The organism is Burkholderia sp., assembly GCF_018375725.1.
Taxonomy (GTDB): Bacteria; Pseudomonadota; Gammaproteobacteria; order Burkholderiales; family Burkholderiaceae; genus Burkholderia.
The window spans coordinates 1-22,860 of the sequence record NZ_JAHACR010000016.1 but is presented as its reverse complement, the minus strand read 5'-3'; the positions used below and the strand labels follow the sequence as shown (position 1 = coordinate 22,860).

At 58.5% G+C, this 22,860-nt stretch carries 29 protein-coding genes; 1 reads left to right on the top strand and 28 read right to left on the bottom strand.

Going from position 1 to position 22,860, the window contains the following annotated elements:
- Positions 1 to 60 precede the first annotated feature (60 nt).
- The 24 genes from KH616_RS04810 to KH616_RS04695 all read right to left on the bottom strand — a co-directional run bounded on the left by KH616_RS04810 (position 61) and on the right by KH616_RS04695 (position 18,852).
- Positions 61 to 1,266: a baseplate J/gp47 family protein gene (locus tag KH616_RS04810; protein ID WP_292237808.1), complete on the bottom strand. Its 1,206-nt coding sequence runs from the start codon at positions 1,264 to 1,266 to the stop codon at positions 61 to 63.
- Positions 1,267 to 1,274: 8 nt separating this feature from the next.
- On the bottom strand, positions 1,275 to 1,625 hold the full coding sequence (locus tag KH616_RS04805) for a hypothetical protein (RefSeq protein ID WP_292237807.1): 351 nt from the start codon (positions 1,623 to 1,625) through the stop codon (positions 1,275 to 1,277).
- A gap of 56 nt (positions 1,626 to 1,681) precedes the next feature.
- Positions 1,682 to 2,479, bottom strand: a complete 798-nt coding sequence (locus KH616_RS04800; RefSeq protein WP_292237806.1) for an HNH endonuclease — start codon at positions 2,477 to 2,479, stop codon at positions 1,682 to 1,684.
- Between the two features lie 98 nt (positions 2,480 to 2,577).
- On the bottom strand, positions 2,578 to 3,309 hold the full coding sequence (locus KH616_RS04795) for a Gp138 family membrane-puncturing spike protein (RefSeq protein WP_292237805.1): 732 nt from the start codon (positions 3,307 to 3,309) through the stop codon (positions 2,578 to 2,580).
- Complete coding sequence (locus tag KH616_RS04790) at positions 3,276 to 4,145, bottom strand: hypothetical protein (RefSeq protein WP_292237804.1); 870 nt, start codon at positions 4,143 to 4,145, stop codon at positions 3,276 to 3,278. The genes KH616_RS04795 and KH616_RS04790 overlap by 34 nt, the downstream gene beginning before the upstream one ends.
- On the bottom strand, positions 4,142 to 4,441 hold the full coding sequence (locus KH616_RS04785; RefSeq protein ID WP_292237803.1) for a hypothetical protein: 300 nt from the start codon (positions 4,439 to 4,441) through the stop codon (positions 4,142 to 4,144). The genes KH616_RS04790 and KH616_RS04785 overlap by 4 nt, the downstream gene beginning before the upstream one ends.
- A 2-nt stretch (positions 4,442 to 4,443) precedes the next feature.
- Entirely contained in the window at positions 4,444 to 5,112 is a 669-nt protein-coding gene (locus KH616_RS04780; protein ID WP_292237802.1) for a hypothetical protein, read from the bottom strand.
- A 1-nt stretch (position 5,113) separates the two neighbouring features.
- Positions 5,114 to 7,102, bottom strand: coding sequence for a hypothetical protein (locus KH616_RS04775; protein WP_292237801.1), 1,989 nt, complete (start codon positions 7,100 to 7,102; stop codon positions 5,114 to 5,116).
- Positions 7,086 to 7,781: an NUMOD3 domain-containing DNA-binding protein gene (locus KH616_RS04770; RefSeq protein WP_292237800.1), complete on the bottom strand. Its 696-nt coding sequence runs from the start codon at positions 7,779 to 7,781 to the stop codon at positions 7,086 to 7,088. Before KH616_RS04770 ends, KH616_RS04775 begins: the two co-directional genes overlap by 17 nt.
- A 1-nt stretch (position 7,782) precedes the next feature.
- The gene (locus KH616_RS04765; RefSeq protein ID WP_292237799.1) at positions 7,783 to 7,953 is read right to left on the bottom strand and encodes a transcription elongation factor GreA; all 171 of its coding nucleotides are present in this window, start codon (positions 7,951 to 7,953) and stop codon (positions 7,783 to 7,785) included.
- Positions 7,954 to 7,976: 23 nt separating this feature from the next.
- Positions 7,977 to 8,393 carry a hypothetical protein gene (locus KH616_RS04760; RefSeq protein ID WP_292237798.1) on the bottom strand — a complete coding sequence of 139 codons (417 nt, stop codon included), beginning with the start codon at positions 8,391 to 8,393 and terminating at the stop codon, positions 7,977 to 7,979.
- A 10-nt stretch (positions 8,394 to 8,403) separates the two neighbouring features.
- Positions 8,404 to 8,835 (bottom strand): hypothetical protein, encoded by a 432-nt coding sequence (locus KH616_RS04755; RefSeq protein WP_292237797.1) that lies wholly within the window; start codon positions 8,833 to 8,835, stop codon positions 8,404 to 8,406.
- A 57-nt stretch (positions 8,836 to 8,892) separates the two neighbouring features.
- Positions 8,893 to 10,623, bottom strand: coding sequence for a DUF3383 domain-containing protein (locus KH616_RS04750; protein ID WP_292237796.1), 1,731 nt, complete (start codon positions 10,621 to 10,623; stop codon positions 8,893 to 8,895).
- 92 nt (positions 10,624 to 10,715) lie between these two features.
- Complete coding sequence (locus KH616_RS04745; RefSeq protein ID WP_292237795.1) at positions 10,716 to 11,240, bottom strand: hypothetical protein; 525 nt, start codon at positions 11,238 to 11,240, stop codon at positions 10,716 to 10,718.
- Between the two features lie 26 nt (positions 11,241 to 11,266).
- Entirely contained in the window at positions 11,267 to 11,935 is a 669-nt protein-coding gene (locus tag KH616_RS04740) for a hypothetical protein (protein WP_292237794.1), read from the bottom strand.
- A 4-nt stretch (positions 11,936 to 11,939) separates the two neighbouring features.
- Positions 11,940 to 12,311: a hypothetical protein gene (locus KH616_RS04735; RefSeq protein WP_292237793.1), complete on the bottom strand. Its 372-nt coding sequence runs from the start codon at positions 12,309 to 12,311 to the stop codon at positions 11,940 to 11,942.
- The gene (locus KH616_RS04730) at positions 12,308 to 12,778 is read right to left on the bottom strand and encodes a hypothetical protein (protein ID WP_292237792.1); all 471 of its coding nucleotides are present in this window, start codon (positions 12,776 to 12,778) and stop codon (positions 12,308 to 12,310) included. The genes KH616_RS04735 and KH616_RS04730 overlap by 4 nt, the downstream gene beginning before the upstream one ends.
- Positions 12,772 to 13,197: a DUF4054 domain-containing protein gene (locus tag KH616_RS04725; RefSeq protein WP_292237791.1), complete on the bottom strand. Its 426-nt coding sequence runs from the start codon at positions 13,195 to 13,197 to the stop codon at positions 12,772 to 12,774. The genes KH616_RS04730 and KH616_RS04725 overlap by 7 nt, the downstream gene beginning before the upstream one ends.
- A gap of 1 nt (position 13,198) precedes the next feature.
- Positions 13,199 to 13,618: a hypothetical protein gene (locus tag KH616_RS04720; protein WP_292237790.1), complete on the bottom strand. Its 420-nt coding sequence runs from the start codon at positions 13,616 to 13,618 to the stop codon at positions 13,199 to 13,201.
- 102 nt (positions 13,619 to 13,720) lie between these two features.
- Positions 13,721 to 14,791 (bottom strand): hypothetical protein, encoded by a 1,071-nt coding sequence (locus tag KH616_RS04715; protein ID WP_292237789.1) that lies wholly within the window; start codon positions 14,789 to 14,791, stop codon positions 13,721 to 13,723.
- A 16-nt stretch (positions 14,792 to 14,807) separates the two neighbouring features.
- Positions 14,808 to 15,707 (bottom strand): hypothetical protein, encoded by a 900-nt coding sequence (locus KH616_RS04710; RefSeq protein ID WP_292237788.1) that lies wholly within the window; start codon positions 15,705 to 15,707, stop codon positions 14,808 to 14,810.
- A gap of 9 nt (positions 15,708 to 15,716) precedes the next feature.
- Positions 15,717 to 17,123, bottom strand: a complete 1,407-nt coding sequence (locus KH616_RS04705; protein WP_292237787.1) for a DUF2213 domain-containing protein — start codon at positions 17,121 to 17,123, stop codon at positions 15,717 to 15,719.
- A gap of 58 nt (positions 17,124 to 17,181) precedes the next feature.
- Complete coding sequence (locus tag KH616_RS04700; RefSeq protein ID WP_292237786.1) at positions 17,182 to 17,847, bottom strand: HNH endonuclease; 666 nt, start codon at positions 17,845 to 17,847, stop codon at positions 17,182 to 17,184.
- A gap of 120 nt (positions 17,848 to 17,967) precedes the next feature.
- Complete coding sequence (locus KH616_RS04695; protein ID WP_292237785.1) at positions 17,968 to 18,852, bottom strand: phage minor head protein; 885 nt, start codon at positions 18,850 to 18,852, stop codon at positions 17,968 to 17,970.
- A gap of 14 nt (positions 18,853 to 18,866) precedes the next feature.
- Here KH616_RS04695 and KH616_RS04690 point away from each other — a divergent pair, with 14 nt between their 5' ends.
- Positions 18,867 to 19,115, top strand: a complete 249-nt coding sequence (locus tag KH616_RS04690; protein ID WP_292237784.1) for a hypothetical protein — start codon at positions 18,867 to 18,869, stop codon at positions 19,113 to 19,115.
- Here the strand turns inward: KH616_RS04690 and KH616_RS04685 are convergent.
- From KH616_RS04685 to KH616_RS04670, 4 genes are read right to left on the bottom strand one after another with little or no spacing between them, the layout of a single operon-like run.
- Positions 19,112 to 19,321: a hypothetical protein gene (locus KH616_RS04685; RefSeq protein ID WP_292237783.1), complete on the bottom strand. Its 210-nt coding sequence runs from the start codon at positions 19,319 to 19,321 to the stop codon at positions 19,112 to 19,114. The genes KH616_RS04690 and KH616_RS04685 overlap by 4 nt on opposite strands.
- On the bottom strand, positions 19,314 to 20,831 hold the full coding sequence (locus KH616_RS04680) for a DUF1073 domain-containing protein (protein ID WP_292237782.1): 1,518 nt from the start codon (positions 20,829 to 20,831) through the stop codon (positions 19,314 to 19,316). The genes KH616_RS04685 and KH616_RS04680 overlap by 8 nt, the downstream gene beginning before the upstream one ends.
- Before the next feature lie 7 nt (positions 20,832 to 20,838).
- A complete protein-coding gene (locus KH616_RS04675; RefSeq protein ID WP_292237781.1) occupies positions 20,839 to 22,164 on the bottom strand; it encodes a PBSX family phage terminase large subunit in 1,326 nt (441 codons plus the stop codon).
- Between the two features lie 22 nt (positions 22,165 to 22,186).
- Positions 22,187 to 22,756 carry a Hin recombinase gene (locus KH616_RS04670; RefSeq protein WP_292237780.1) on the bottom strand — a complete coding sequence of 190 codons (570 nt, stop codon included), beginning with the start codon at positions 22,754 to 22,756 and terminating at the stop codon, positions 22,187 to 22,189.
- Positions 22,757 to 22,860 lie beyond the last annotated feature (104 nt).

Genomic DNA, 22,860 nt, shown 5'->3' with positions numbered 1-22,860 from the left:
CCTATACTCAACGAGATGCTGACATGTAAATTATATAGGATTGCTTGAGTGTGTGGCGCACTACACCAACGTGACGGAGATGTTTGCCGCCGTAACAGTCGGAGATTGATCGATGCCGACAGTCAGCGAGGCAAGCGTCGCTGACGAGGTTCCGATCAGGATCGACAGGATCGAGACATTCATGCCAATGGCCGCGACGGGACTATAGAATCGGCTGGCGAAGATGGTCGAACCGATACGCGCACGCGGGCCGCCGTCTCCACCCGAGAATGCCGAGATGATCGCGTTCTGCACGAGCGCGACGATGTTCGACGGCAGCGCCGAGTTATTGGCAATCTGCACCGCAAACAGGATCGGAAGCGAGGCTGGAACCTGATATTTGACCGTGTACGTCGGGTAGGGGATGTTGTATCCGCTCGTATCGGTCACGACGACGGACGTATTGCCGTTGTAATCCGCGCCCACGTCTTTCTTGAGCCAGATCGCTTGTGCGATATTCGCGGCAGTGCCGCCCACCGCTGCAACATAGATCGAATGCGGAGCCAGTGAATAATTCGAAGAACCGACCGTGATAGGTGCGTTTGTCGTGTTCTCCGCGACATAGACATCGAGCACGCCCGATACGGCGAAGACGTTGGCATAGATCGAGGGCAGAGAGCCCTTGCCATTCAGTGCAACAGAATTCCTTCGGCGATACTCGAAGTCGGCGCGGCTTTCGACATTGCTCCCGACGGTGCCGCCAGTGATCGTCGCCGTATCCCATCCGACGACAGTTTGATAGATCGACACCGTAGCCGGTACGGCGGTCGGCCCATACACCGCGCAGGCGAATTGCAGCGAGATTGAGCCGCCAGTCGGGATCGTGCCTGCTGCGGTGCAGGCGTAAATGTTGCCGTTAGCATCTGACACTTTTGCGCCAACCGGGATCACCGTGCCAGACAGGCCAACGCACGTCACATTGATGGCGGTCGCCTCGGCGGGGTTGCGGTCGATGAAGTAGATGCGCCCGATCGCATCCTGCCAGCGGCCATCGGCGTAGTCCGGGTTGACCTGATTGGCGACTTCGGCGATCTGGTTGTTCTTGTCACCAATGATTGCCGTGAGCGATTGCGATAACTGACCTTGCGGCGTGTTCAAGGCCGGATTGACGCCGCCGCCAAAAGCCTGATTGATATCCGACTGAACGCCGGTCAGAACATCGGCTTCGGCAGGCAAAACGACGCCCGTCGCGCCGAACACTACGCTCGGAACGTTGGTTACTGCCATGAATCCGCCTAGAAGGTTACGTTGTGCGCCTGGCCGGTCGTATCGATGACTTCAATCGTCCCGGTGACTGTTCGATTCGAGAAATCAGTGATGACGCACTTGGCCTGCACTACGTCAGGAACAGTCAGCGCTTGCTGTTCGATCAGGCTTTGAATGAGCGAGACGGGAGGCCATTGGCCGAGCACTTGGTCGAAATAGGGGATGCCGAGGGAAGTGTCGTAGATCGCCTCGCCGAGAAACGTGCGCACCGCCGATGCGCAGTCTTGCGCGATGCTGTACGGCTCATCGGCTAGCGCAATGTTGCCGTTGGCATCGAGGACGAGGTCGTTGTATGTTCGGTCAAGCAGGAGTGTTTTCAATTTCATTTGCCCATAAAAAAGCCCGCCGAAGCGGGCTTATGTGAGGCATTGATTCGCTATGCGTATCTGGCGAATTCCCCGAATAACTCATTGGCTGCGGAGCAATATGCGCGATGCGCATCTTCTGGGTCTAGGAATCTGCCGAGATTCTTGTATTTTCCTCCGGGAATCCGAATTCTGGCGACCCATTTGCTATTCGCCGCATCCCAACTGACGCCCTTGAATCCCGACTTATTGTCGGAGCGCCTAACGGTGTTCTGCATGTTCTGCGAATGCGTTGAATCTCGCAAATTTAGAAATCGGTTGTTGAGAGAGTCGCCATCCTTGTGATCCAAATCCCCCTCTGGGAATTTGCCAGTGGCGATCAGCCAGCCGATGCGATGCGCAAGATGGAGCGAGTCAAGAATGCGGATAACCCTGTAGAACTTTCCGCCCTTGTATTCTTGAAGATGCCCCGCAATGTCTCCAGCTTTAATGTGGCCTCGCCCCAATCTCCAGCGAAACTCACCAGTTTCTTGGTCGTATGCCAGCAATTCTCGTGCAATTTCGGCCGTCAATTCGCTGCTATATGAAGACGGCTCAATTAGATTGTCAATGCGACAATCATATCGCAGGCCATTTCGATAATGCAGCTCACCAGCCGGAAGACTCTCATAGGACATAAGCCAGGCAATGTGAGCGGCCTGGAACAGCGCGCCATCGAGCCTGAGCAGCGCCCTTCCATCTGCGGTGCGACGTGCTGCCAATTCGCCTTCTTTTGCCCTGCCTCGCGTTGCCTTCCACCTAAACTCGCCCGTCTCCGGGTCGTAGTCGATTAATTCTCTGGCTCTTGCGGCCGTCAGTTGTTTGCTCACCGTATCACTCCATACGCACTCGTTGAGGGGCTGCGGAAGCCGGTGAGTGACGCCGGTTTGTCGGATGCCTCCTATCCGCAGCAGTTGCTATTTTACTCTCAAACCGGCACCCCCGTGTTGCCGCCCTGCGGATCGCTATGAACGTGCGATTTCAGGCTCTTGCCGCCGCCGACCACATCCACGGTTGCCGTGAGCGTGCCGCCGATCGTTGCGTTACCGCCGTTCGACCCTTGACCCTGCTGAAGCGAGCCATTCAGGATGATTGACGGCGCGTCCACTTCGACCGTGGGCGCGGAAATCGTCACCTTGGTAGGCGAACTAACCGTAATGCCCCCGGCCGCGAACGCGACGTACTGTGTCGGCGTGCCATTAAGCACCCCACCTATGTATAGGGCATCTGCCATGTCGAACCTGCGCTTGGATCCCGGATTGGCCTGCGCCTTGTTCGCCTTCACCGAAGAGATATCGCGGTCAGCAAACACGCAGATGCCAATGTCTCCGACCTGTGGGTCGATGATGACGGCGTTGCCGCCGCCTTGGAGGCGAAAGTACGGCACGTTATGCACGACGCCATGCGGCACGGCGTTGTTGTAGCCGTCCAGTTGATTCACCAGCGGCAGCACGTCCACGAAGCCGACCGGCGAGATGCCGCCGTTATTCGTGACTGCCTTGACCTGCACCAGCGTCGCCGTGCTGATCTGGTTCAGGATTTGGCGGATCAGGAACGAGTGCGCGTTGAAATCGGACGTGCTAGAGGCGGGATCTTGCGTTCCCTTGTAGCCGTTTTCGATCGTCATTACGTTGTGCCGGTTGAGGTCGCCGGAAAGCATTCAATACGCGTGAACCATGCCCCACCAGGCCGCTCGCTCTCAATCGCGTGCGAAACACCGACGACATTCATGCGCCCGCGCGCCATCGTGATGCTGCTCTGCACATCAATCTGGCCGCCCGGGATGATGTTCGGGTTAAACGTGCAAGTGATGGTTAGGTTTTTGCTGGAAAACGCTGGGTAACCAACAAGTCCCGTTGCAGGCGAGATAAGCGGGATGCCACCGCCGCGCGCGCCACTCTTTGGCCAGATCGCCAGCGTCCCGCGATCCAGCACCATGCGAAAGTCGCCCGCCATTGAGCATGTCTGCGCCTGCTGCCACGCCGTGCCCGGGTAATACGGATCGTGAATCTGAGCCGTTACGCCATTGTTCTCAAACGCGACGCCCATCGTCTTAGCGATGCTCGCCATGATCGTTGCGGCATCGGTCGGGCCTTTGTAACTGACGGGCGGGATCGGCTTAACCGCCTCAATCAACCCGCACAATGCAACGATGTTGAATGACACGTCGGGCGGGGGTTGAAAGTCACCCCATGCCTCGCTGATCGTTCCGGCGTAGATCTGGCTCATGCCAGTTTCGTCGCCCGCGGAAACGTAGACTGAGTTCTTGACTACCGTTGCATTGATTGGCCCGATGGTCGTCAGCTTGTTCATGAGGTCGGGCGTCAGGCCGTACATGCGCATTTGCAGCGCCCCCATCGAGCCTCCGCCGGGGGCTGAGATATTGACGATTGTCCGATGCCCCGTCAGGGTCACAGTGTCATTAACTCCGTCCTCGCCAAACTGGCCTTTCCCTAGCTTTATCGTTACGTCGATCCGTTTCTTTGTGAAGCTCATAGATCGGTCGCTTCGAGATAGATCAGCAGGTATCGACTGCCAAATCCGGTATAGACGGGATCAGTCAAGCCTTGCGTATCAATGAATACGAGATCACCGGTGAAGCCGAGATACGCCTGACGAACAAGCTTGACGCGATCCCGGCAGATAACGGTCGTCATGATCGGCGCGTCTTTCACGTACAGGTCGAGAAACACGCCCGTCGTTTTCGCGTACACATTGATCTTGCATTGCTGCGACGCAAGCAGGACATTCAATGTCTGCGAAGGCGTTGCCGACAGGGGGATGACGAGCATGGCTAGAGAATCGAGGTTGTCGGCCCGAACAGTGCGGATTGAGTCGTGGTCGGCGCCGCTGCTTGCACTTGCCCGAAGCTGTACGGACTCACGCTGCTTGGATATGCGGCCTTGTCAGCACTGATCGCGTTGCTGTTCGAGTACATCGAAAGGGCGATCTGCCGGACTTCGCGCAGGATGATGTCGGCAACAATCAGCCCTGCGCCCGCGTGCTGCTCGCGCCGGTAGTCGTAGGCGACGATGTTTGCACTGAGATACGTCTTGTCTGGCGTGACGACGTGGTACAGGGTCGTGGACGAAACTGCCAGTTCGATGTCGCGCAAAAACGCGGCCCGCGTAGCCGGATCAGACCCACACGAAAGCCGCACGCGGGCATCGTAGGGCGTCGCCACCTTGTTGTACGAGCCGAACGAACCGGCCTCAACCGGAAAGTCGGAAATCCGGCTGTCTTGGTGGTAGTCGACCGAAACAACCGAGTCGGCAATCGCGACCGGCGTTAGGTCATCCGCTTGGAAAATCCCCCATTTCGGCGCGAGGAAATTCGACAGCGAACCGTACTTGTTGACAACGGCGAGCGCGCCAGCAACCGCCGTCCCGATGTTGGAGACGTTCCTCAGCAATGCAGGAACGCCCGCAACATTCGGGACATTGGGAAACAGGATATTTGGCACCTTACGTCAGCCCTAAGTTGGCCTGCGGCACGATCAGCGGATGCTTCTGGAATGCGGCTTGCGCATCCTTCGCCATGCCCTGCGCGTCTGTCGCCTGCGTCTGGATCGTGACCTGCTGGATATTCACTTCGCTTGAGCTGGTTGAGTTCCCGCGGCCAGATTGCGATGCGCGTGCGCTTTGAAGTGCCGAGGCCAGTTGATCGACAGAGATCGACGCCTTGTTATTACCGACGCCCGCGTAATAGCTCTTGCCGGTATCGGGATCGGCGACGCTCGCCCATTCCTTCGCCGCCGCCTTCATTGCCGCATGAAGATCGTTGCTCTGGCCGCTCAGATAGTCGCCGATGGCCTTGCGCTTGTTCTTCAGCAGGTATTGCTCGAATACCCGGTCTTGCGTGGCCTTATCGAACTTTTCGCCGCCACTCAGCCCCAGCGCCTTTGCAGCAGCCTTGAGGTTTTCCGGCATGACCTGATAACGCCCAGCCGCCTTGAAGTCTCCGGCGTCTTGATGCGCCATTACTTCGCTGATCGTCATGCCCGCAAGGTTTTCCTTGCCAGCCTTGTACCCGTGTTTTGCGCCGCGGTTCACGCTGTCATAGTCGCCTTCGCCCTTCGAGATCAGAGCGCCAAAAGCGGAGTCGGCAGCTCCATTCGCAGCATTGCTGACGGCCTGTTTAACAGCTGCGACGGTCGAGGGTGCGGCCTTGGCAGGGGCGGGCGACGCCTCCTGAGCATTCTCATCCTTGCCGCCCGTGATCGCATTCCAGATCGCTTTCACGCGTCCCTTGGCCCAATCGAAGGCGGATGCGAGGCCGCTCTTGAACGCTTGCAGGATTGCGGGGCCGGCCTTGGTGAATGCGTGGATGAGGTCATCCCACATATCCCCAATGTCGCCGAACAGCTTCTTCCATGCCGCGCGAATCTCAGAGGCATTGCCGAAGAACAGCGATTTGATCGCTTTCCACGTGTCTTGCAGGAATCGGAACAGGCTATCGAACGAGGTCTTGCCGCCGTTCGTGAATGTCGTCCATTGCTCGTACAGGTAGCCTATGCCGGCAGCGGCGGTTGCGATGGCCGCCGCCAATGCGAGCACGGGCCACGTTGCAGCCAGCGTAGCAACAGCAGCGGGCGTCATTGCGGCGACAATGGCCGCACCGATTGCAATTATTGCCGCACCGATTGCCGGCCCATGCTTAGCGGCCCAAGTCGATACTGCTTCGAGTACCGGGGCAAGGTCTCCGATGATTGATGTAGCAACTCCCTCCAGGCCGGTCTTGAAGTCCTGCCACATCGCCTGCACTTGGGCGAGCTTTTTGATCTGCGCATCATTCAGGCCGTTGAGCTTTTCTTGCGCCGCGACCTGCGCCTCAAGCGCTGCCGGGCCCTGCTTCATGACGCTGAATTGCGCGTCACTCAAGCCCATCATCTGGGCGCGCGAGCGAGCCAGCAGCGGGTCGATCGCATTGAGCTTTTCGAGTACCCGCGCCTCCTCCATCACCATCTCGCGCGGGCCTTTCATCGCCTCACTGAGATTGCCGCCCGACATGCCGATGGCTTGCAGGGCCTGGCCGACGCCTTGCCCCGACTTCAGCTTGCCGATCTCGTCAGCAGCGCGCGAAAAGAGTGCCGTCGCATCCTGAGCCGATCCGCCGGCACGAGTGAATACACCCTCCCACGCCTTGACTTCGCTTGCCGATTGCTGAAGATTGCTTGAAAGGTTTTGAAGCTGCTGCGCGGACGCGATCGTCTTCGAGGCAAATTCCGTCAGGCCCATCCCCGCGGTGAAGATGGCGAGCAGAGACAGGGCCTCGACCTTGATCGCGCCGAAGAATTGCGCGGCTTTCCGGCCGTTGGCCTCGATCTCCTTCGCGGCCTTGTTCGACGCCTCGCTGGTCTGCTTCAGCGATTTTTCAGCGTCGGCAGACCCTTGCTTAAAGCCCTTGGAGTCAAGCGAAAGTGTGACTAGGAGCGCATCAATAATCGTGGCCACACTTCGCCTCCTTTATCTTTGCCCACCGCAAGCGCTGACTTTCTCGCATCTTTTCTTTGACGCTTTCCGGATGAATTTTGCCTTTGTGCGCCGCAGACATATTTGCGCGTGCTGCCTCACTGACTGGATGCCCGCGCTGCGCTGCGGACATAGCGGCGCGCGCCTCTTCACTGCGCTTCATGCCCGTATGGGCGGCTCCGATTTTTGCCTTATGCTCATCGGAAAGCTTTCGCCCAGTAAGACGGGCGCTATGCTCGGGATTTGGCCCGCGACTCTTTCCGCGTTGTGCGGCCGCGATCTTCTCTCTTGTTTCTTGGCTGAAAACGACATTCTGGCGTTTCCGCTTTTCCCTGATAACAGCCTTCGTCTCTTCGGAGTGGCGGAGACCAGAAACCCCTTCGCCTCCATTTGTGATATTTGCGAGAGAAATCCCGCGCCGACGATAGCAATCTATAGCCTCAATTTCTACGAGGTGCGATAACTCTTCGGATATGCCATTGATGATGAAGTCAACGGAAAACCCGTTAGCTTTGCGCACGATGTTGCGCCAGTGATTGTTACGTCCGCGATCCGCTTGATAGGCGCGATTCTCTTTGCCCTTTCCGATGTAAAACACGGAACCCGTATCATTTCTGGAGTGACGGTACACGTAGAAAATGTTCGCGCTGACATCAGCCACGCTAATCCACCTTCTCAGCAAGTATGCGTTCGTTGTGCGCGTCAACTACGGCGACTTCGATCAAGTCCCACAAGTCCTCGGAGCCGTACACGCTATCGAGTTCGTGCAGCTTCGCCAGACCCTTCGACACGACGAAGCCGATGGACTTGGGGACATTGACGTAATCGGCCAATCGAACGCTGCTATCAGCACCCCCTAAGCCGAGATCGAGGGGCTGACGGCGGTAAAAAAATCGACGTGCAACTTGAAGATTTCGATGCGCAGTTTCAGGCGCGTAGCGACTTCCTCGATGTCGTCCTCGATCAGTGCGCGTGTGACGTTCGGCTTGCTCGGATCGGGGATGATCGTGATGCACTCGAACATCTCAGCAATCAGCGGCTCGGCCTTGTCCCATTCCAGACCGCCGAACGCTTGCAGGCCCATGCGAGCGACGCCAGCGAGGCCGGAACTGGCGACGTCATCAGGGATTTCCATGCCCGACGCAGCCAGTGCGGAGAGCGCGCGAAGCGCCCACCGTTCGGCCTTGGATGCGGGCATTTCGGTCAAGACGAAGACCTTGGCCTTGTCACGGTTATCGTCAGCGACCGTGAACGTGATGGATTTGCGTGCCATGTGTCAGTCCTTAGATCGGCGCGCCCGTCACGCTTTCCCATGTGACCGAAAATTTACGTGGCTGGAGGGTCTTCTTCGCATCCGAGATCGACGGGTAGCTCGTCAGGACGCCATTGGTGAGCACATACGAACGGCCGACGCTTGGCAGTCGAACGATGCCTGAGCAGAAGTAGACTTCCTTGGCCGCCTTTTGCGCGAGGTACCACGTTTCGAACAACTGGATCGACGGGCTGTCGGCTTGCAGGGAGATGTTTTGCTTGACCGGAACCGGCGTGTAGCCTGCGGACAGCCTGCCGTCGACGCCCATCACGACTTCTGCGACGGTCAGGGCTTCGGTGTCGAACACGTCGTCGGCCGCGAATCCTTCGAGTCGCTGCGGCACCGGAAACAGGCCCGTCACCGCCAGCATGTAGACGGCGTTAGCCGAGGTAATCGTGGACATTCAATGCTCCAAATGAAAAACCCCGCTCGAAGCGGGGTTTGCTAGACGGGACGAGGGTTACTGCACGACAACTGACGCGAGGTTGAGCTGCTGCACCGCGCCGCCGTCCATGTAAAGGAGGGTCATGCTGGGCGATTGGCGCATGCCGCGGACTTGTGCGCCGGGATCTTTGATTTGCAGATACCAGCCGCGCGTCGAGAGAATCGAATCGACCGCCACGCCCGCGAGGTTGTTGACCTGCGCAATCTGCGAAGCCGACAGGGAGACTCCTGCACGAATCGCACCGAAGTTGACGGCTTGGGCAATTGGGTCGTTACATGCCGCAGCCACCATCGCGTAACCGGCGGAGTTGTACGGGATCGACGGGACGTTCGCGAGCAGGTTCAGCATTGCGAGCTGGAGCTGGTTCGTCATCCAGATCTCGTTGATGTACTCATCGAGCCAACTGAACTTGCCGCCGACCGAGCCGTTGTAGAAGAACGCGAACCCCTGATTGGCCGTCGCGTACTGACCATAGAAGTTGTAGCCGTTCGCAATCAGCGTGGCCGCCGTCGTCTGATCGGTCACAACAGGCGCGAGTCCCGATTGCGACTTGAAGGCAAACGTGATGCGGCCGTTCGTGCGCGTGAAGTCGATCGATGCAATCGAGCCAAGCGCGAACGCTGCGATCGGCGGCAGCATCGCGGCGAGCGTCGAGCCTGCCGCCGTTGCGACTGCTGCGTTACCGCCGATCGGCACCGAACCGGAGTACGAGTTGGCGATGACCTGCGCGCCGAACGAAGTCGTGTTGTTCGCGACGATGGCGTTCGGATCGGTATCCCACGCGATATAGGCGTAGCGGTTGTTCGTGCCAGCCGTCCAGACGTCAAAACTGACCTTATCCGCGAGAACCGGCTCGAACACGGTCATGAACGCCGCCCAGTTCTGCGTGATCGCGGTGATCGCGTTCATTGCGCCAGCGGGCGTCGCGGCTTCTGCGCCAGCCGACAGCACCGCTGCCGTAGCCGACGTGAGGTTCAGGCTTGCCGACAACGTGCCGGTCGCGTAACTGACCGACGAGGGCGCTGCGGAAACCGTCGTGCTCGAGACAGTCTGCGAAGCGCTGACCGTGTATGTGCCGACGCCGCCCGTACCCGTACCAAGTGCGGTAATCGTGGTGCCAGCGGTGATGCCGGTGCCGGAGATGGTCTGGCCGACGCGCAGCGTGCCCGACGTCACTGCCGACACGGTAAGCGTGGTCGTCGCGATTGAGCCAGTCACGACTGCACCCGCGCCCGCAGATTTCGACGTGAACGTAAAGGCCGCGCGCTGGCTGTCGTAGCCAACGTTGAAGTTGGGCGATGTGAAGCCGGCTTGAATGATCGTGGCCGCGTTCGAATAGCTCGTTGCAGCCGACAGGTTGATCGTGCTGGACGTGGCCGTGGTGCCATCAACCGTCACCGTCAGCGTGCCGGTCAGACCTTGAATTTGCGTCAGTGTTAGAGCCGCAACCGAACCGCCGCGCAGATAGCCTGCGACAGCCGAGGTCGGGTATTGCGAGAACAGCAGATTGCCCGGCTTGAGCGTGCTGTTGTCGTAGCCACTGAAGTAGTTCTGCGCAAGCTGCGCTTCGGCCGAGGTCGCGCCGAAGAAGTTGGCGACGGCAGGCTGATTCGAGAACGGCTGAACCGTGCCGATGGGAATCGCCGCGTTGGCCGTCAGCATGAGGCCATTGAGTACAAGCGCATTGCCGCCTGCGCTGATAACGCCCGGATTTACGCTAACAATCGCGCTGGCTGGAATGGACAATTTTTGCTCCAGAAATGAAAAAAGCCGCGCGATGGCGGCTCAGAAACAAAAAAGCCCGCTCAGTGGCGGGCCTTGATGTGGAGGAGAAGGAGTTACGGCTTGTACGTCGCTTCTACGTTGACGAGATTTGCGTTCAGGGTCGTCGCGAAGTCTTGCGGCACGGCGATGACCGGATTGAACTGGAGCACTGCGGCGAAAGTCCATCGCTCCTGCCATTGCGATTCAGCGTTGACAATCGGCATCTGCTTCGGGTCTTCGGCATAGAGCGGCTGGATATCGAACCCTGAAGCGGCGAAGCTGTTGCACGCGTATTCGGATCGGAGCAGGGTACTGATGATCGTGGCGTTCTCCGCCGCGGATACGTCGTAACAGTCGAGTTGGATATTGATCTGCGTCGAGCGCTTGATGTTCTGCGTACCAGCGCCGGGAATATCGCTGTAGGTCGAGACGTTGGTCGCGAGCGGCGGGGCCATGATCGGCGTCATAGCGATAAAGTCGCCGGCCGGCATCGCGGCGCGATTACCAAGGCCGCGTATCACTTCGCATGTGACGAGCGACAGGATGAACGTGCGCAGTGCCGTCAGTACGTTCGACTCGGAGATGCTGACGGTCGCCATATCAGTCCAGTTGCAGAGTCACGGCATCATGGATGCCATCGGTTGTGTTTGGCCGCGTTATCGCTTTTCGGGATCACGCGAAGATTGAATTGATTATGCAAACCAGAGACTAATTTCCCTTGAAGCGGGACAATATGGTCTACCTCCCACTTGTAGCCTGTTTCGAGAGTCAGCCGCGCAGCATCCCTGTAAAACTCTCGAATTTCATCAATATCAGCCCATGATGGGGTGGCCTGCAACTTTCTTGCGTGTCTCCGCATTGCATATTCAGCGCGAATGTGCGGGTTCTCTTTGCCCCACAATTTTTTGCGCTCGTAAATCTTTTCTTTGTTTTCGGCGTGCCACGTCCGGCTATTTTCGAGTCTTTTGTCGCGGTTTTTCGCGTAATACTGGCGCGCGTACTCGGATTCTTTTTCCTTGTTTTGCGACCTCAGCTCTTTCTTGCGGGAAGAAATCCTTTCGGCATTGTCAATCCGATATTGCTTGTTTGCCTCAGATGCACGCTCTTTGTTGTTGAGCCGCCAGTTCTTGCTTGTTACTGATGTTCTAGCAAGAACCTTCTCCCTATTGGCTAGGTAGTAAGCCTTTTGATATTCGCTTTCGCATTCCTTGCATGACCCTTTGAGACGCCCTCTAGATGATTTGCCAAACTCTGAATCGGGCTTTTCTAGGGAGCATTTCTTGCACACACTCATGCGTTCAATCCAATTGAAGTGTTACTGCAATTTTAACCCAAGAGTCCCACTGCTCGAGTACCGTCGTCGCCAGCCATGTGTTCCCGCCGAAGATCAGCAGATCGCCGCCTTCCCCGTACTTTCGTACGATGCCATTGGCGGCCCCGTTGAGGTACACGGCGCGCAGAACGCCCTGCATGTTCAGGTTGTCCGTGTGCCGGATTTCGGCGGCGGTAAGGGCCTGCACCTGGATCGGAACGTTGTCGATGATGTTGTACGCGGGCACGCGCGAACCATCCGGGCCAGTCGTGTAGGTTCCGGTCGATGACTTGAACGTGGCGAGGACGGGCGGGTTGATCGAGCCGATTGCGCCGGAGACGATGCCGTGAAGGTTCATGTCCGCTCCACCTTCACTTTTTCGCCGTCATCCACTTGATACGATGCGCTGTTCTGCATCACACCCTTATCGACCAATGGCTTTGCAAAGCCTTTTCGAGCGATGGTGGAGTCCGCCAAGCCGGGCGTCGTGAAATCGGCGATAGCATCAAGAAGCTGGCCGCCAATCACTTCTCCCATACGCCCAAGTGTCAACTCGGCATCGTAATCGGCAGCCTTTGCGACATTGGCGAGAACTTGGGGCCAATCTCCCTTGTTTTCGCTCACCATGTTCGAGAAAAAAGGGCGGGGCGGGGAATTCTCGGTGCCGTAGTTGTTCAGCGCAGCGACGAGCGGAACGGGCGTCCCATCCGGATACGTCGCCCCCTCCAGAAAGCCGACGCGAACACTGTTCGCCTTGCCAACCTTCTCAGCGATCTCGCGCAGTTTCTGCTCGAGGCCAGCGCCACCAGTGAATGCCGCTACCATGGTCGATACGGATCAGGAATGTACTCGGGGCCGGGGAAGTACTGCATGACGCGGAACTGGGCCGTCGCGGCATAAAACGCCGCGCCATACTTGGTTTGCGCCCACCATTGCGCCGATCCCGGCGGAACGTCGAATTGCGTCTGCACCGAGACGCTGCCCTCGGATGCGTTTGTGATGCGCCCGACGAGCGGCGATGATGCTTGGCCGTTCAGCGGGGAATTCAGCGCAGCGATATGCGCCGTCGCCATATTCAGCAACATTGCCCGCTGGTTTAGATCGGTGATGACGCTGCAATCCGTGTTGTCGCAGTACAGCGTCGCCTCAGCGAAATACAGTCCCGCTAATGGCGAGGTGACGCTGGTAGCCAGTTCTGGGTAACGGAGCGCCCACGTTGGGTAATCAAACGTCACCGCGGCCATGTCAGTTCGCCATGTGGTCGGATTTCTGGATTCCCTTCGGCAGCTTGTTCGGGTCGAGGCGTTCGAGGCCCGAGCGCAGTGTCTTCTTGTCCTTCGCTTCAGCTTCGGTGTTGACCGACTTTTCGTGCGCGAAGATCAGGCCGTTCTTGACGACATCCGAGTCGGCGTTCTGCGCCTTCCAGGCGCTCCAGAACTCTGCATCGACGCCATGGGTCAGCGCGAAGCCTTCGACAATCGGCGAATTCGGCGCGCGGTTTTGCGCATGCGAGAAGCCGTTCAGCGTGACGCGTTGCGGGCGCTCTTGTGCAACCTTGACGGCGCGGAACCCGCCGCCCATGACGGGCTCTTGCGTTTCGACCATATCGAATACGCGCATCGTGAGGCCATGCGGCAATTTGCAGCCGACAGTAACGGAAGCCATGAGTACTCTCCAGTAACTTTCTTATCGGGAAAAAGAAAGGGCGCCACGATGGGCGCCCTTTGTGAAGACCGCCAGGGAGACGGTCGCTGGATTGCTGCTTGGTCAGACGCCGAGCATCTGCGAAATTGCGAACGGCTGGCGGATGACGGCACCGAAAGAGCCTTGCGCCATCTTTTGCTTGAAGCTCGACAGGTCGCGGACGACTGCGCCGGCGCGCATCTTCTCGTTGAAGGCGCAATAGCCGGTATCCTGACCTTCGACCTTCGCCGCGATCAGTTGCACGACTTCACCAGCCGCCGAACCTTGCGGGTTCGATGCCGACAGCGCGCCGTACTGGATCGCCGTCTTGACCGTCAGATTCTTGAAGTTCTTCTTCAAGAGGTCTTCGACGTTGACGTTGTACTGGTTCGTTGCGGTCAGCGCCGAGCGCGACTTCGGGGACATCGAGAGCACGAGTTCCGAATCCTGGTCGACATTGCCGCTCGACTGGTTGACGAGCTGCACGAATAGCGCCTGAATGTCGGCGAACACTTCGTTAGCCGTGGCATTCAGCGCCGTGCCGTTCCACCACTTCACGCCACCCGCAGCCTTCGTCGCCGGAGCGATCGGAGCCGACAGCGACGGATCGTTGAGCAGGCCGTAGTTCTGGAGACCCTGTACGCCGTAGAAGTACGTCAGGTTCTGGAACTTGTTCAGGTTGATCGTTGCCGATGCCTTCAGCTCAGCCGCCCAGCCGATCTTCGCGAGGCCGGCGCGCTCCATTTCCAGTTCGCCGTACTCGATGACGGTCTGGTACAGATATGCTTCGCGCTGCGGGAAGTTCGTGTTTGCGCTCGAGCGACCGTCTGCCGAGAAGTCGCCGTAGCTCGACACTTCACCGGTATGCTCCACGACCGGGAACATCGCGACGGCATCGACGAACGAACCCTTGCGGACTTCGCCGAGGATCTCCGCTGCGGCGTTCTTCGCCGTGAGGATCTGGAGGATGTCCGGATCAACGAATGTCGTCAGGAACGACGGGATGCCGCTGTTGGCCGTCGTGATAAGCGACGGCTGCGCATCCATTGCGAGGCCGAAATCCGACTTCCATTCCGGCTTGATGAAGTCGACCGAGCCGGGGAAGGTGATGCCCCACTCGCGCTCGAATACTGCGAGGTCTTGATTGCGTTGCATGTGTTAATGCCCCTTGTTAGCCGAGGAGGTACGAAGACATCTTGACCAGCTCGCCCGGAGCGCCAACCGACAGCGCAATCCATTTCGTCTGGACACCCGTAACGACCGTAACTGCGGTCGATGCGGCCGTTTGGCCGATGCTCACCAGATACGTGCCGGTACCGCCGTTACCCGAGAGGAAGCCGGTAACGGTCGTGCCCGCCGTGATGCCGGTGCCGGTCAGCGTGTTGCCGATGGCGAGTGCGCCCGAACTCACTGCCGTCACCGTCAGCGTGCCGCCCGATGCCGTGATCGTGGTGCTGGCAACGGTCTGCGATACGCTCACCGTATAGGTGCCGGTACCGCCCGTGCCCGTGCCGAGTGCCGTGATGGTCGTGCCGGCCGTCACGCCCGTGCCGCTGATCGTCTGACCGACTGCCAGCGTGCCGCTCGTAACAGCCGTTACCGTCAACGTCGTGCCGGAAATCGAACCCGTGACGGTGTTCGTGGCAATCGAGCCTGTGACCGCTGCGCTCGTCCAGTTCGCGCCGAACTGAACCTGACCGGTTGCGTTGTTTGCGTACGCGACACCGTTGATCGCCGATGCCGATGCACCATCGTTCTTGACCCAGTAGTCGCCCGTGCTGTAAAGGGTGACCGGCAGGCCAGCCGGGATCTGCATGGACGACTCTTGCAGGAACTGCGTGATGAGACCCTGTTGAGCGCGCGCGACGAAGCCGGTCGGAGCGCCACCCGTGCCAGCGTTGCTGACCGTGAGGTTGTTCGCGTCAGCCCATGCGAAGCGGCCGATCAGAACGCCATTGGTGCCCGCGACGAACGCGCCGGGGCCATTCACTACCGACACACGCGGGTTCACCGAGGCGAAATCGCCCGCAACCCCCACTGCCGGAACTACGTTGACTTGCGAAGGAAACATGCTCGCTCCTTAGACTTTGCGGATTTGGGCGTTCGGGAAACGCTCGGAGAAGCCTTGCGGACGCGAGTCGGCAGCGATGCGCGGGGCAGCGACTTCACCCGGCTTCTTTTGGGCTTGGAGGATTGCGCGGTATGCGCTCGGGTGGACGCCTTCGACGCTCACACCGAGAACGTCGAGTGCAGCCTTGTAGACGCCTTCCGCGCTATCTGCGGCGATAGCCAGCTCGCCGACATACGGCTTAACCGCCGCCTTGGCATCTGCGATCGCAATCACGCGCTTGATCGCGGCGTCTTCCGCGACCTTGACGGCTGCCTTGATCGCCGCATCCATCGCAGGCTTGCTCACGCCGTCTTTCTTCTCGTTCGACGTGGTGGGCGGGGCAGGCGTGCCAGGGGTCGGCGGCGGCGTATCCATCGCCGGGTCCGGGTCTTCGTCGCCAGCCAGCTTCAGACCGTGCAGCTTTTGCTCGATTGCTTGGCAGTCCTCGTCGCTGAGCTTGCCTTTCAGCATGGCGATCACTTCGTCGATCGGATCGGCGTCTTCGGCCGGTGCCGGAGTCGGCGCAGCGGGATCTTCGTCCACTGCCACATCGTCATCCGCCTTGTCGCCATCGAGCGCGTCGAGCAGTTGGGCGATGTCGCCGATATCCGCATCTGCCGCGAGCTTCGGCTTGATCGCTGCGATCAGATCGGCTTTCTTGGCCTTCCAGTTCGCGGCGGTGATGCCAGCGACGAGCGCATTAACATCCAGATTTGCATCAGCAGCCAGCTTCGGCTTCAGGGCAACGAGAGCCCCCTTCGCCAGAACGGCCCGCCGAGAAAGGGGCTTCTTCATGTGTTCAATCTCCAGTTGTGAGTCGCCTACGACGACGTCGGGGCCAGCGCGGCCAACAGCTACTAGGGCTACGTGATTGCCGCGGATGTCACGCATCACCCCGTCATACGGAGTGCCTTGATAGGTTCCGGGCGTCATGTCAGCCCGGTAGTGGTAGGCGCAAGAAATCTCCTTGCGCTCATCGCTTTCGATGCCGGCGATTGAGTTCGCGTCCCAGACGACCAAGCTGTTTTGCAGGTAGGGGGCTTTGAATGCGGCATCCGTGCCGGTGCTGCCGACGACGATTTCCTTGTGCGGGTCGTCTGCGAATACCGGGATGTGCTCTTTTCCGGTCTGATCGAACGCGTCGATCAGCGGGATGTTGTTGAAAGTTCCGGAGGCCTTCTCCAATTCTCCCGGATCACGAAGGAGCATATAAATTTTGCTCGGGTCAAGACCCAAGGCCTCTCCGTCAGGAATTTCGCTTCCTTGGTACGGGTTAACAGTCGCCTTGCTCAAATTCGAGACCGCAATATGCATCCGACCGTCTTGATCAATCGTCCGCACCGATGCCCGGTCGAATGCCAAACCGTCATTCTTCATGGCTTGAAATGAAAAAAAGCCACCGCGAAGGGTGGCTTGTTATGAATCGGCGCGCGCTTTATAGCAGCAGGCCGTTTTCCTGAGCAAAGTCTATCGGGTGTTTGGCGCGCTTGCGAAGATTGCAAGTCGGGCAAAGCAACTGAAGATTAAAACGATCATTTGAACCACCCAGCGCAATCGGCATGACGTGGTCTATATGATATGCGGCCTTCAAACTTCTTTTGCACCACGGGTGAGCGCACCTCGATCTCTGCGTCTTCATCAAAGCGGCGATGTCGTGTTTTGTGTGCCGACCTTCTGCGCCTTTGCGCCTCGCCTTATTGTTGCGCAAGGCCGCTCGGACGGAGTCTCTATTCAAGCGCCGATATTCGGCGACGCTGGCCTTGGCTTTGAGCTGATTTTTCGCATACCACGCCCTTCGATATGATCGCCCTTTAGCGCGTACGCGTTCAGCATTTTTTTCATACCAAACTCGGCGCGTCGCCTTGTTTTTTTCGGGATTTCTTTCTCGCCAAGCGCGCATCCATGCCGCTGAAACCGCCTTGCCTTCTGGCGATTGCTTATAAGCCCTCTTGCAATCCAAACACTGCTTGTCGCTCACCTGCCGCTCTGCGACATGGCCATGCTTGCAGGGCTTCCCGGTGAAGTACCGTTTTAGCCCCGAAGCTTGCGCTGCAGCACGTTTAATGATGGGTCGATCTTGAGATACAATGGCGTCAGCCATGCCGCTTACCTCCGCAATAGGTAATGGTGTGGTTAGAGCCCCTGTCGTGTTGGTAGCACTTCAGGGGCTCGTTTATTTTACTCTACCTAATGCACTTCTGTCCTCGCCGCCGGGCGTCGGTTAGTCGTTGTAACCTGGTATGACGGAGCGGCACGTACATCGGCAGTTGATTAGCTCGCCCGGGCGGATGTATTCGCCATCGATCAAACAGCCTTTGTCAACCTCATACAGCCGACCCTTCCCACCGTCATCGCGGCCGGCCTCTAGGTGAGACGGGCGGGGATGCTTGCCTGCGCCCGAATGCCGCCATCTCGCGTGCGTGATGCCGAGCTCCTGCTGTCGCGCCCGAGTGATGACCGCGGTCATCTTGTTACTCTGGTCACGCGCGATCATCGCGGCACGCTTGCGCGTCACCGCATGTCGCTCGATCAGCTCATCGGTCAGCGTCTTGAGGTCGCGCCCCGAGGTCATGGCGCGCATCACCGAACCTTCCACTTGCGTGAGGTGTTCGGACGCAATGCTTCTGATGAGCGATACGTTCTCGCCAATCGACGCCTGCATGGCGTTGTTGATCGCCTCATTCGCCTTGAATTCGACCGTGAAGCCAGCCTTCTTGAGAATCGCTTTCAGTTGCGCATCCGAAGAACTGGCTGTCTTTTCTGCGAAGTACGCAGCCAGATCCTCAGAGCCCTTGTCGAACGCCTTAAGCCATCGCCGCGACATGCGGTGAATCGCCCGGCGCATCGCATTTGCGGGGCTGCCGTCTCGGAACGACTCTATCCCGGCATCGCCCGCCATTGACGGCGGATTTGCGCGATACTGAGCGGTGAGCCAATACAGGAGGGATTTGTGCATCTCGTCCACCATGCGGTCGAGCGCTTTTTTGTAGGCGGCTTCGATTCCGACATTCGGCACGACGGGACGTAAGACGATTTCCTTGCCAGTAGGTGAAACCAGCCCAACCGCGCGCCGCTTCGGCATCTTCGCGTCTTGGGCTATCGGCATTTCAGGGAGCGAACGTGAAAGAAGAAATTGAGGTCGATTACGTCGGCTATGATCACGAGTTGCCGCAGCGCGTCGTGGTCTATGTCGGGCCGGACGATGCCTATTCAGCCCGCTTCAACCTGTCTGACCTGCTCGATACCGAGCTAGACATGTTCACGTTGAAGAACGGGCTGATAGACAGTGCGGGGAAGCCTCGCTTCGATGCGATGGAATTGGAGCTGCTCGAAATGATCAAAAGAATCCGGGCTATCAGGTATGGCTAGTCGGCTCGAATTTTCCGACACACAACGAGCATTTGATCCCACGTCCCGTCCGAGCCACAGGAGCCAAATTTTTCAACTTGAATAATCTGACGCATGCTTGCATCGCCTTCGATGTCTTCGAAGTCATCGAGGCGAAAATCGGAGTTGCGCGCAGCAAAGAAGACGAAGTGCTCAGACTCTTGAGTGACGATCCACTTGCTATTCATCGGTTCCCTCTTGACCTTCTTCGCGCCCACTCTCCTTCGCCGCGCTCGCTTCTGGCCCGGACGTCGGTAGCGGGATCTCCGGCAGATCGTCCGTCAGATCCAGCCCGGAGTACGGGCCATCCTCCTGAGACGCCAGACGAACCCGCGCCTCTTGCGGCGTGATGATCCCCGCGCCGATCAACTCCACGTCTGCGTCAACTTCCGTCTTGCGGGCGTTTGCCTGGTCAAGCTCGTTCAGCGGCTCGAGCGGCAGATAACGGAACCCAATATCCGAGTCGATCTCGCCGTAGAGCGAAAGCTGAATGATGTTGATGAGCCGCGAGAGCAGGGGCGTGTACAGCGCCTCTTGCTGAGCGAGAATCCACGCCCGGAACGTTTGTAGCTCGCCTTCACTGGATGCATTCAGGCCTGTTGGAGTGATCCCCAACAGGATGACGAGCGGAATACCCGTCACTGCGGCCTGATGTTCCTGCGATTGCGCTTGAAGATGGTCAAGGCCGGACAGCGGGACGTTGAATTGGAAGAACTCTTCCGTTTCCTTGTCCATCATCAACAACCCGCTATTTCTGCGGTAGTTGTTGTAGAGCTGTGCCCGCTTTCGAATCTCTTCGCCGCCGCCGCCATTCAGCACGGCGCTCATGTTTGTCTTGATGCCCGACGTGCTGAAATTCGCGATCAGGTCAGACACCGACTGACGCGTGCGCAGCCAGTTGTCGACGTAGGGCTTGGCGATCTGCGACAGACTCAATCCGCCGAACAAATACGCCGGCTTCAGCATGTCCGGAACCGGGCGGCTCACGAACGTCAGTAGGCGGCTTTCATGCACTTCCTTGCCGAGCACGAACCAGTGCGTCGGCTTGAAGTAATCGGGTTTGAGCGGGTCGACGCTGTTGTACTGGTTTGGGTACGTCCAGATCGGCTCGATGACCGTCAGCGCTTTGATCGGCTTCTTCGCGATCTTCTTTGGCGACAGTGCGAGCGGCGTCTTCAGCTCGACCAGATCATCCGAATACCCGGTGTCGATATAGATCTGTGAGCGCCCAAAGTAGCCATCCTGCTCCGTCGCCTGCTGAAACGCAGCCTGGACACCGAGGCGCTTCATCTCGGCCTCGATCTCCTTTAGCTTCTCCGTCTTGTCTTCGTCGCCGACGCATTGCAGCTTGATCCATGCGCGGGTCATCTCCTTCGCGAGGATCTCAGCAGGACGCCGGTATTCGGGGCGCTGCGTCAGCTCCGCAAGATACGGATAGCCGAGGAAAGTAAGCCCCTCGCTGAGCGCCGCATTCGTCGCGTAGGCATAGTTCGATGCCATCAACGAGTCACACGCTAGCTTGGCCTTTTCCGGGATGACGCCAGGCGCAGCTTTCGGGAGCGTGAACGGTGACGCCGCAGGCAATTCAGCCGGCCGCCCCGCCAGCAGAGCCATGTCGCTGATCCTCATCATCTGCGGCTCAGTCTTGGCCACTTCCGTAGCCTTCGGCTTTGCGCGCCAGGATTTGAGATTGAACATGGGTCTGCTAGTAAAGGGCTTCGTCGGAGATTTGCATTGGCGTGACGCCGGGCGCGAATGCCATCACGAAAGCATCAGCAAGGTTGGGGGAAGGCACTTCGCGTTTAGCGAGGTCTTTCTTGCTCTCGACCTTCACCTTCCCGTTGTTGTCGTAATCGCGCTTTGGAGTCGACAGTTCGTCGATCAGCCGCTCGAGATATGGCGTGTCGCCAGAAAGGCTGATCAATTCATCCTCGGCGAATTTCTCGCCCCTGCGGACGGCGTTGTACGTATTGCGAAAGCGGTCTCCGACCATCCACCACGCCTGGGCCTTCAAGTTCAGGAACATATCCCTGTTCTTCGTGCCAGTCTTGTAATCAGACTCGGGCCGGAATACGCCCGCGCCCGCATTGAACTTCCGATGGTCGATGCGGGGGACGTTCTGTCCGTTTAGTTCGTTGAACTTCGCGCCACACCCGGCGCCCACTCCGATCGAGTCGTAAGTGACGGAGGCTTGCCGTTCTCGCGCAGCATTCCAGACACGAGTGCAGGACTTCAAAAGCTCATCCTCGCCAGCCTTCCACTCGTCGGCCCAAGACACGACAGAGCCATGCGCGAACACGTTGGCGCACTTGTCGGCACCAGAGTCCGCGACGTCGAACCCGATCCGCTTTGCACCGGACGGGCCGAAGCCAAGCGCCTTGTGCGCATCCACGGCGGCCATGATCCACGACCGCTTGATGATTGCGTCGTCGTCGTCGTCTTTCGGCTGACCGAGGTAGATGTGCGCGAACTCGTCTTCGTCCTCAGCCTTTGCAGCCTCGATGACGCCCCGCATCGTCTGCGAGAGGAATGGGTTTTCGTTGTAATTGATCAGCCGCTTAACCGTGCGAGGCGGCGGATTCAGCACGAACCGCTTATAGACAAAATCCGTTGCGAGGCGCGGGTTAAAGATCAGCCAGTGCTGCGACCCCTGCTTGCGAATGGTCGGCTCAAGAACCTTCCATTGCGCCTCGGTCAACAGGTGCGCCTCTTCCGACCAGTGGATATCGATCGATTCGATCGACTTCACTTCGTCGATCTGGCGCCACAATCCATAGAAGACGAACTCACTGCCCGTCGCCGTGCAGATGATCTTGTTATCGAGGATGCGGAACTTCGACTGCAGGCCAAACCGATCAATCTGGATCTTCAGGAGCGTATAGACCGAATCCTCGATCCGGTTCTGGAACTGACGTGTGCAGAGAAACTTCAGCTTCATCTGCTGCGCGAGGAAGATCGCGAACCCCGCGGCGTCCCATGACTTCGAACTGGACCGACCGCCGTACAGCACGCGATTGCGAGCCGGCGTCATCCAAAATTCTCGGAGGACAGGGTTAAGGCTTGGAGCCCCCATAGAAATCATCCAGCGTCATGGTCGGCTTTTCCTCTGCGCCGATCGGCTTGTCCTTGTTGGCAGCCAGCAGATTCAGTGCGATCTTTCCCGATTCGTTGGCGAGCGATGTCAGCGCAGCAATGCCACGGAGACTCTCGCCACTGGACAGAGGGGCCGCGTCGTCGATCTTTTCGACCTCGGCATGGGCGAGGGCGCTTAGCCGATGGGCGGTCGCCGCCCCGTATTCCGCCGCCGATGCGATATGCCCGCTGATGTTCGTCAGCTTCGTTACCAGGCTGTTGAACGTCGATTGCCGCACCATCGGGAGGGCGGCGATATGTTCGGAAATATCCTTGACGGTCTTTTCGGCCTCGATCTTCTCGAAAGCCAACACCTGCAAGGGTTTGCCCGATTTTTCCTGTTCGGATTTATTCGGATTTATTTTCTTCCGAATCGTTGCTTCGTTGACCCTGAACTCTTTGGCGAGTGAATTGATCGACTCCCCATCGACAAGATGTCGACGCTCAACCTCGGCCCATTGCTCCGGCGTCAGGGCTGACTTTCTGCCCATCTTATGATCCTTGTTTCCCCAACACCTCAGTGACCGCCCCGCGCGACACCCGGGTCGCGATGCCCCGTTCCCGCTCATATCCGAAACGATGGCAACGAGGCCAT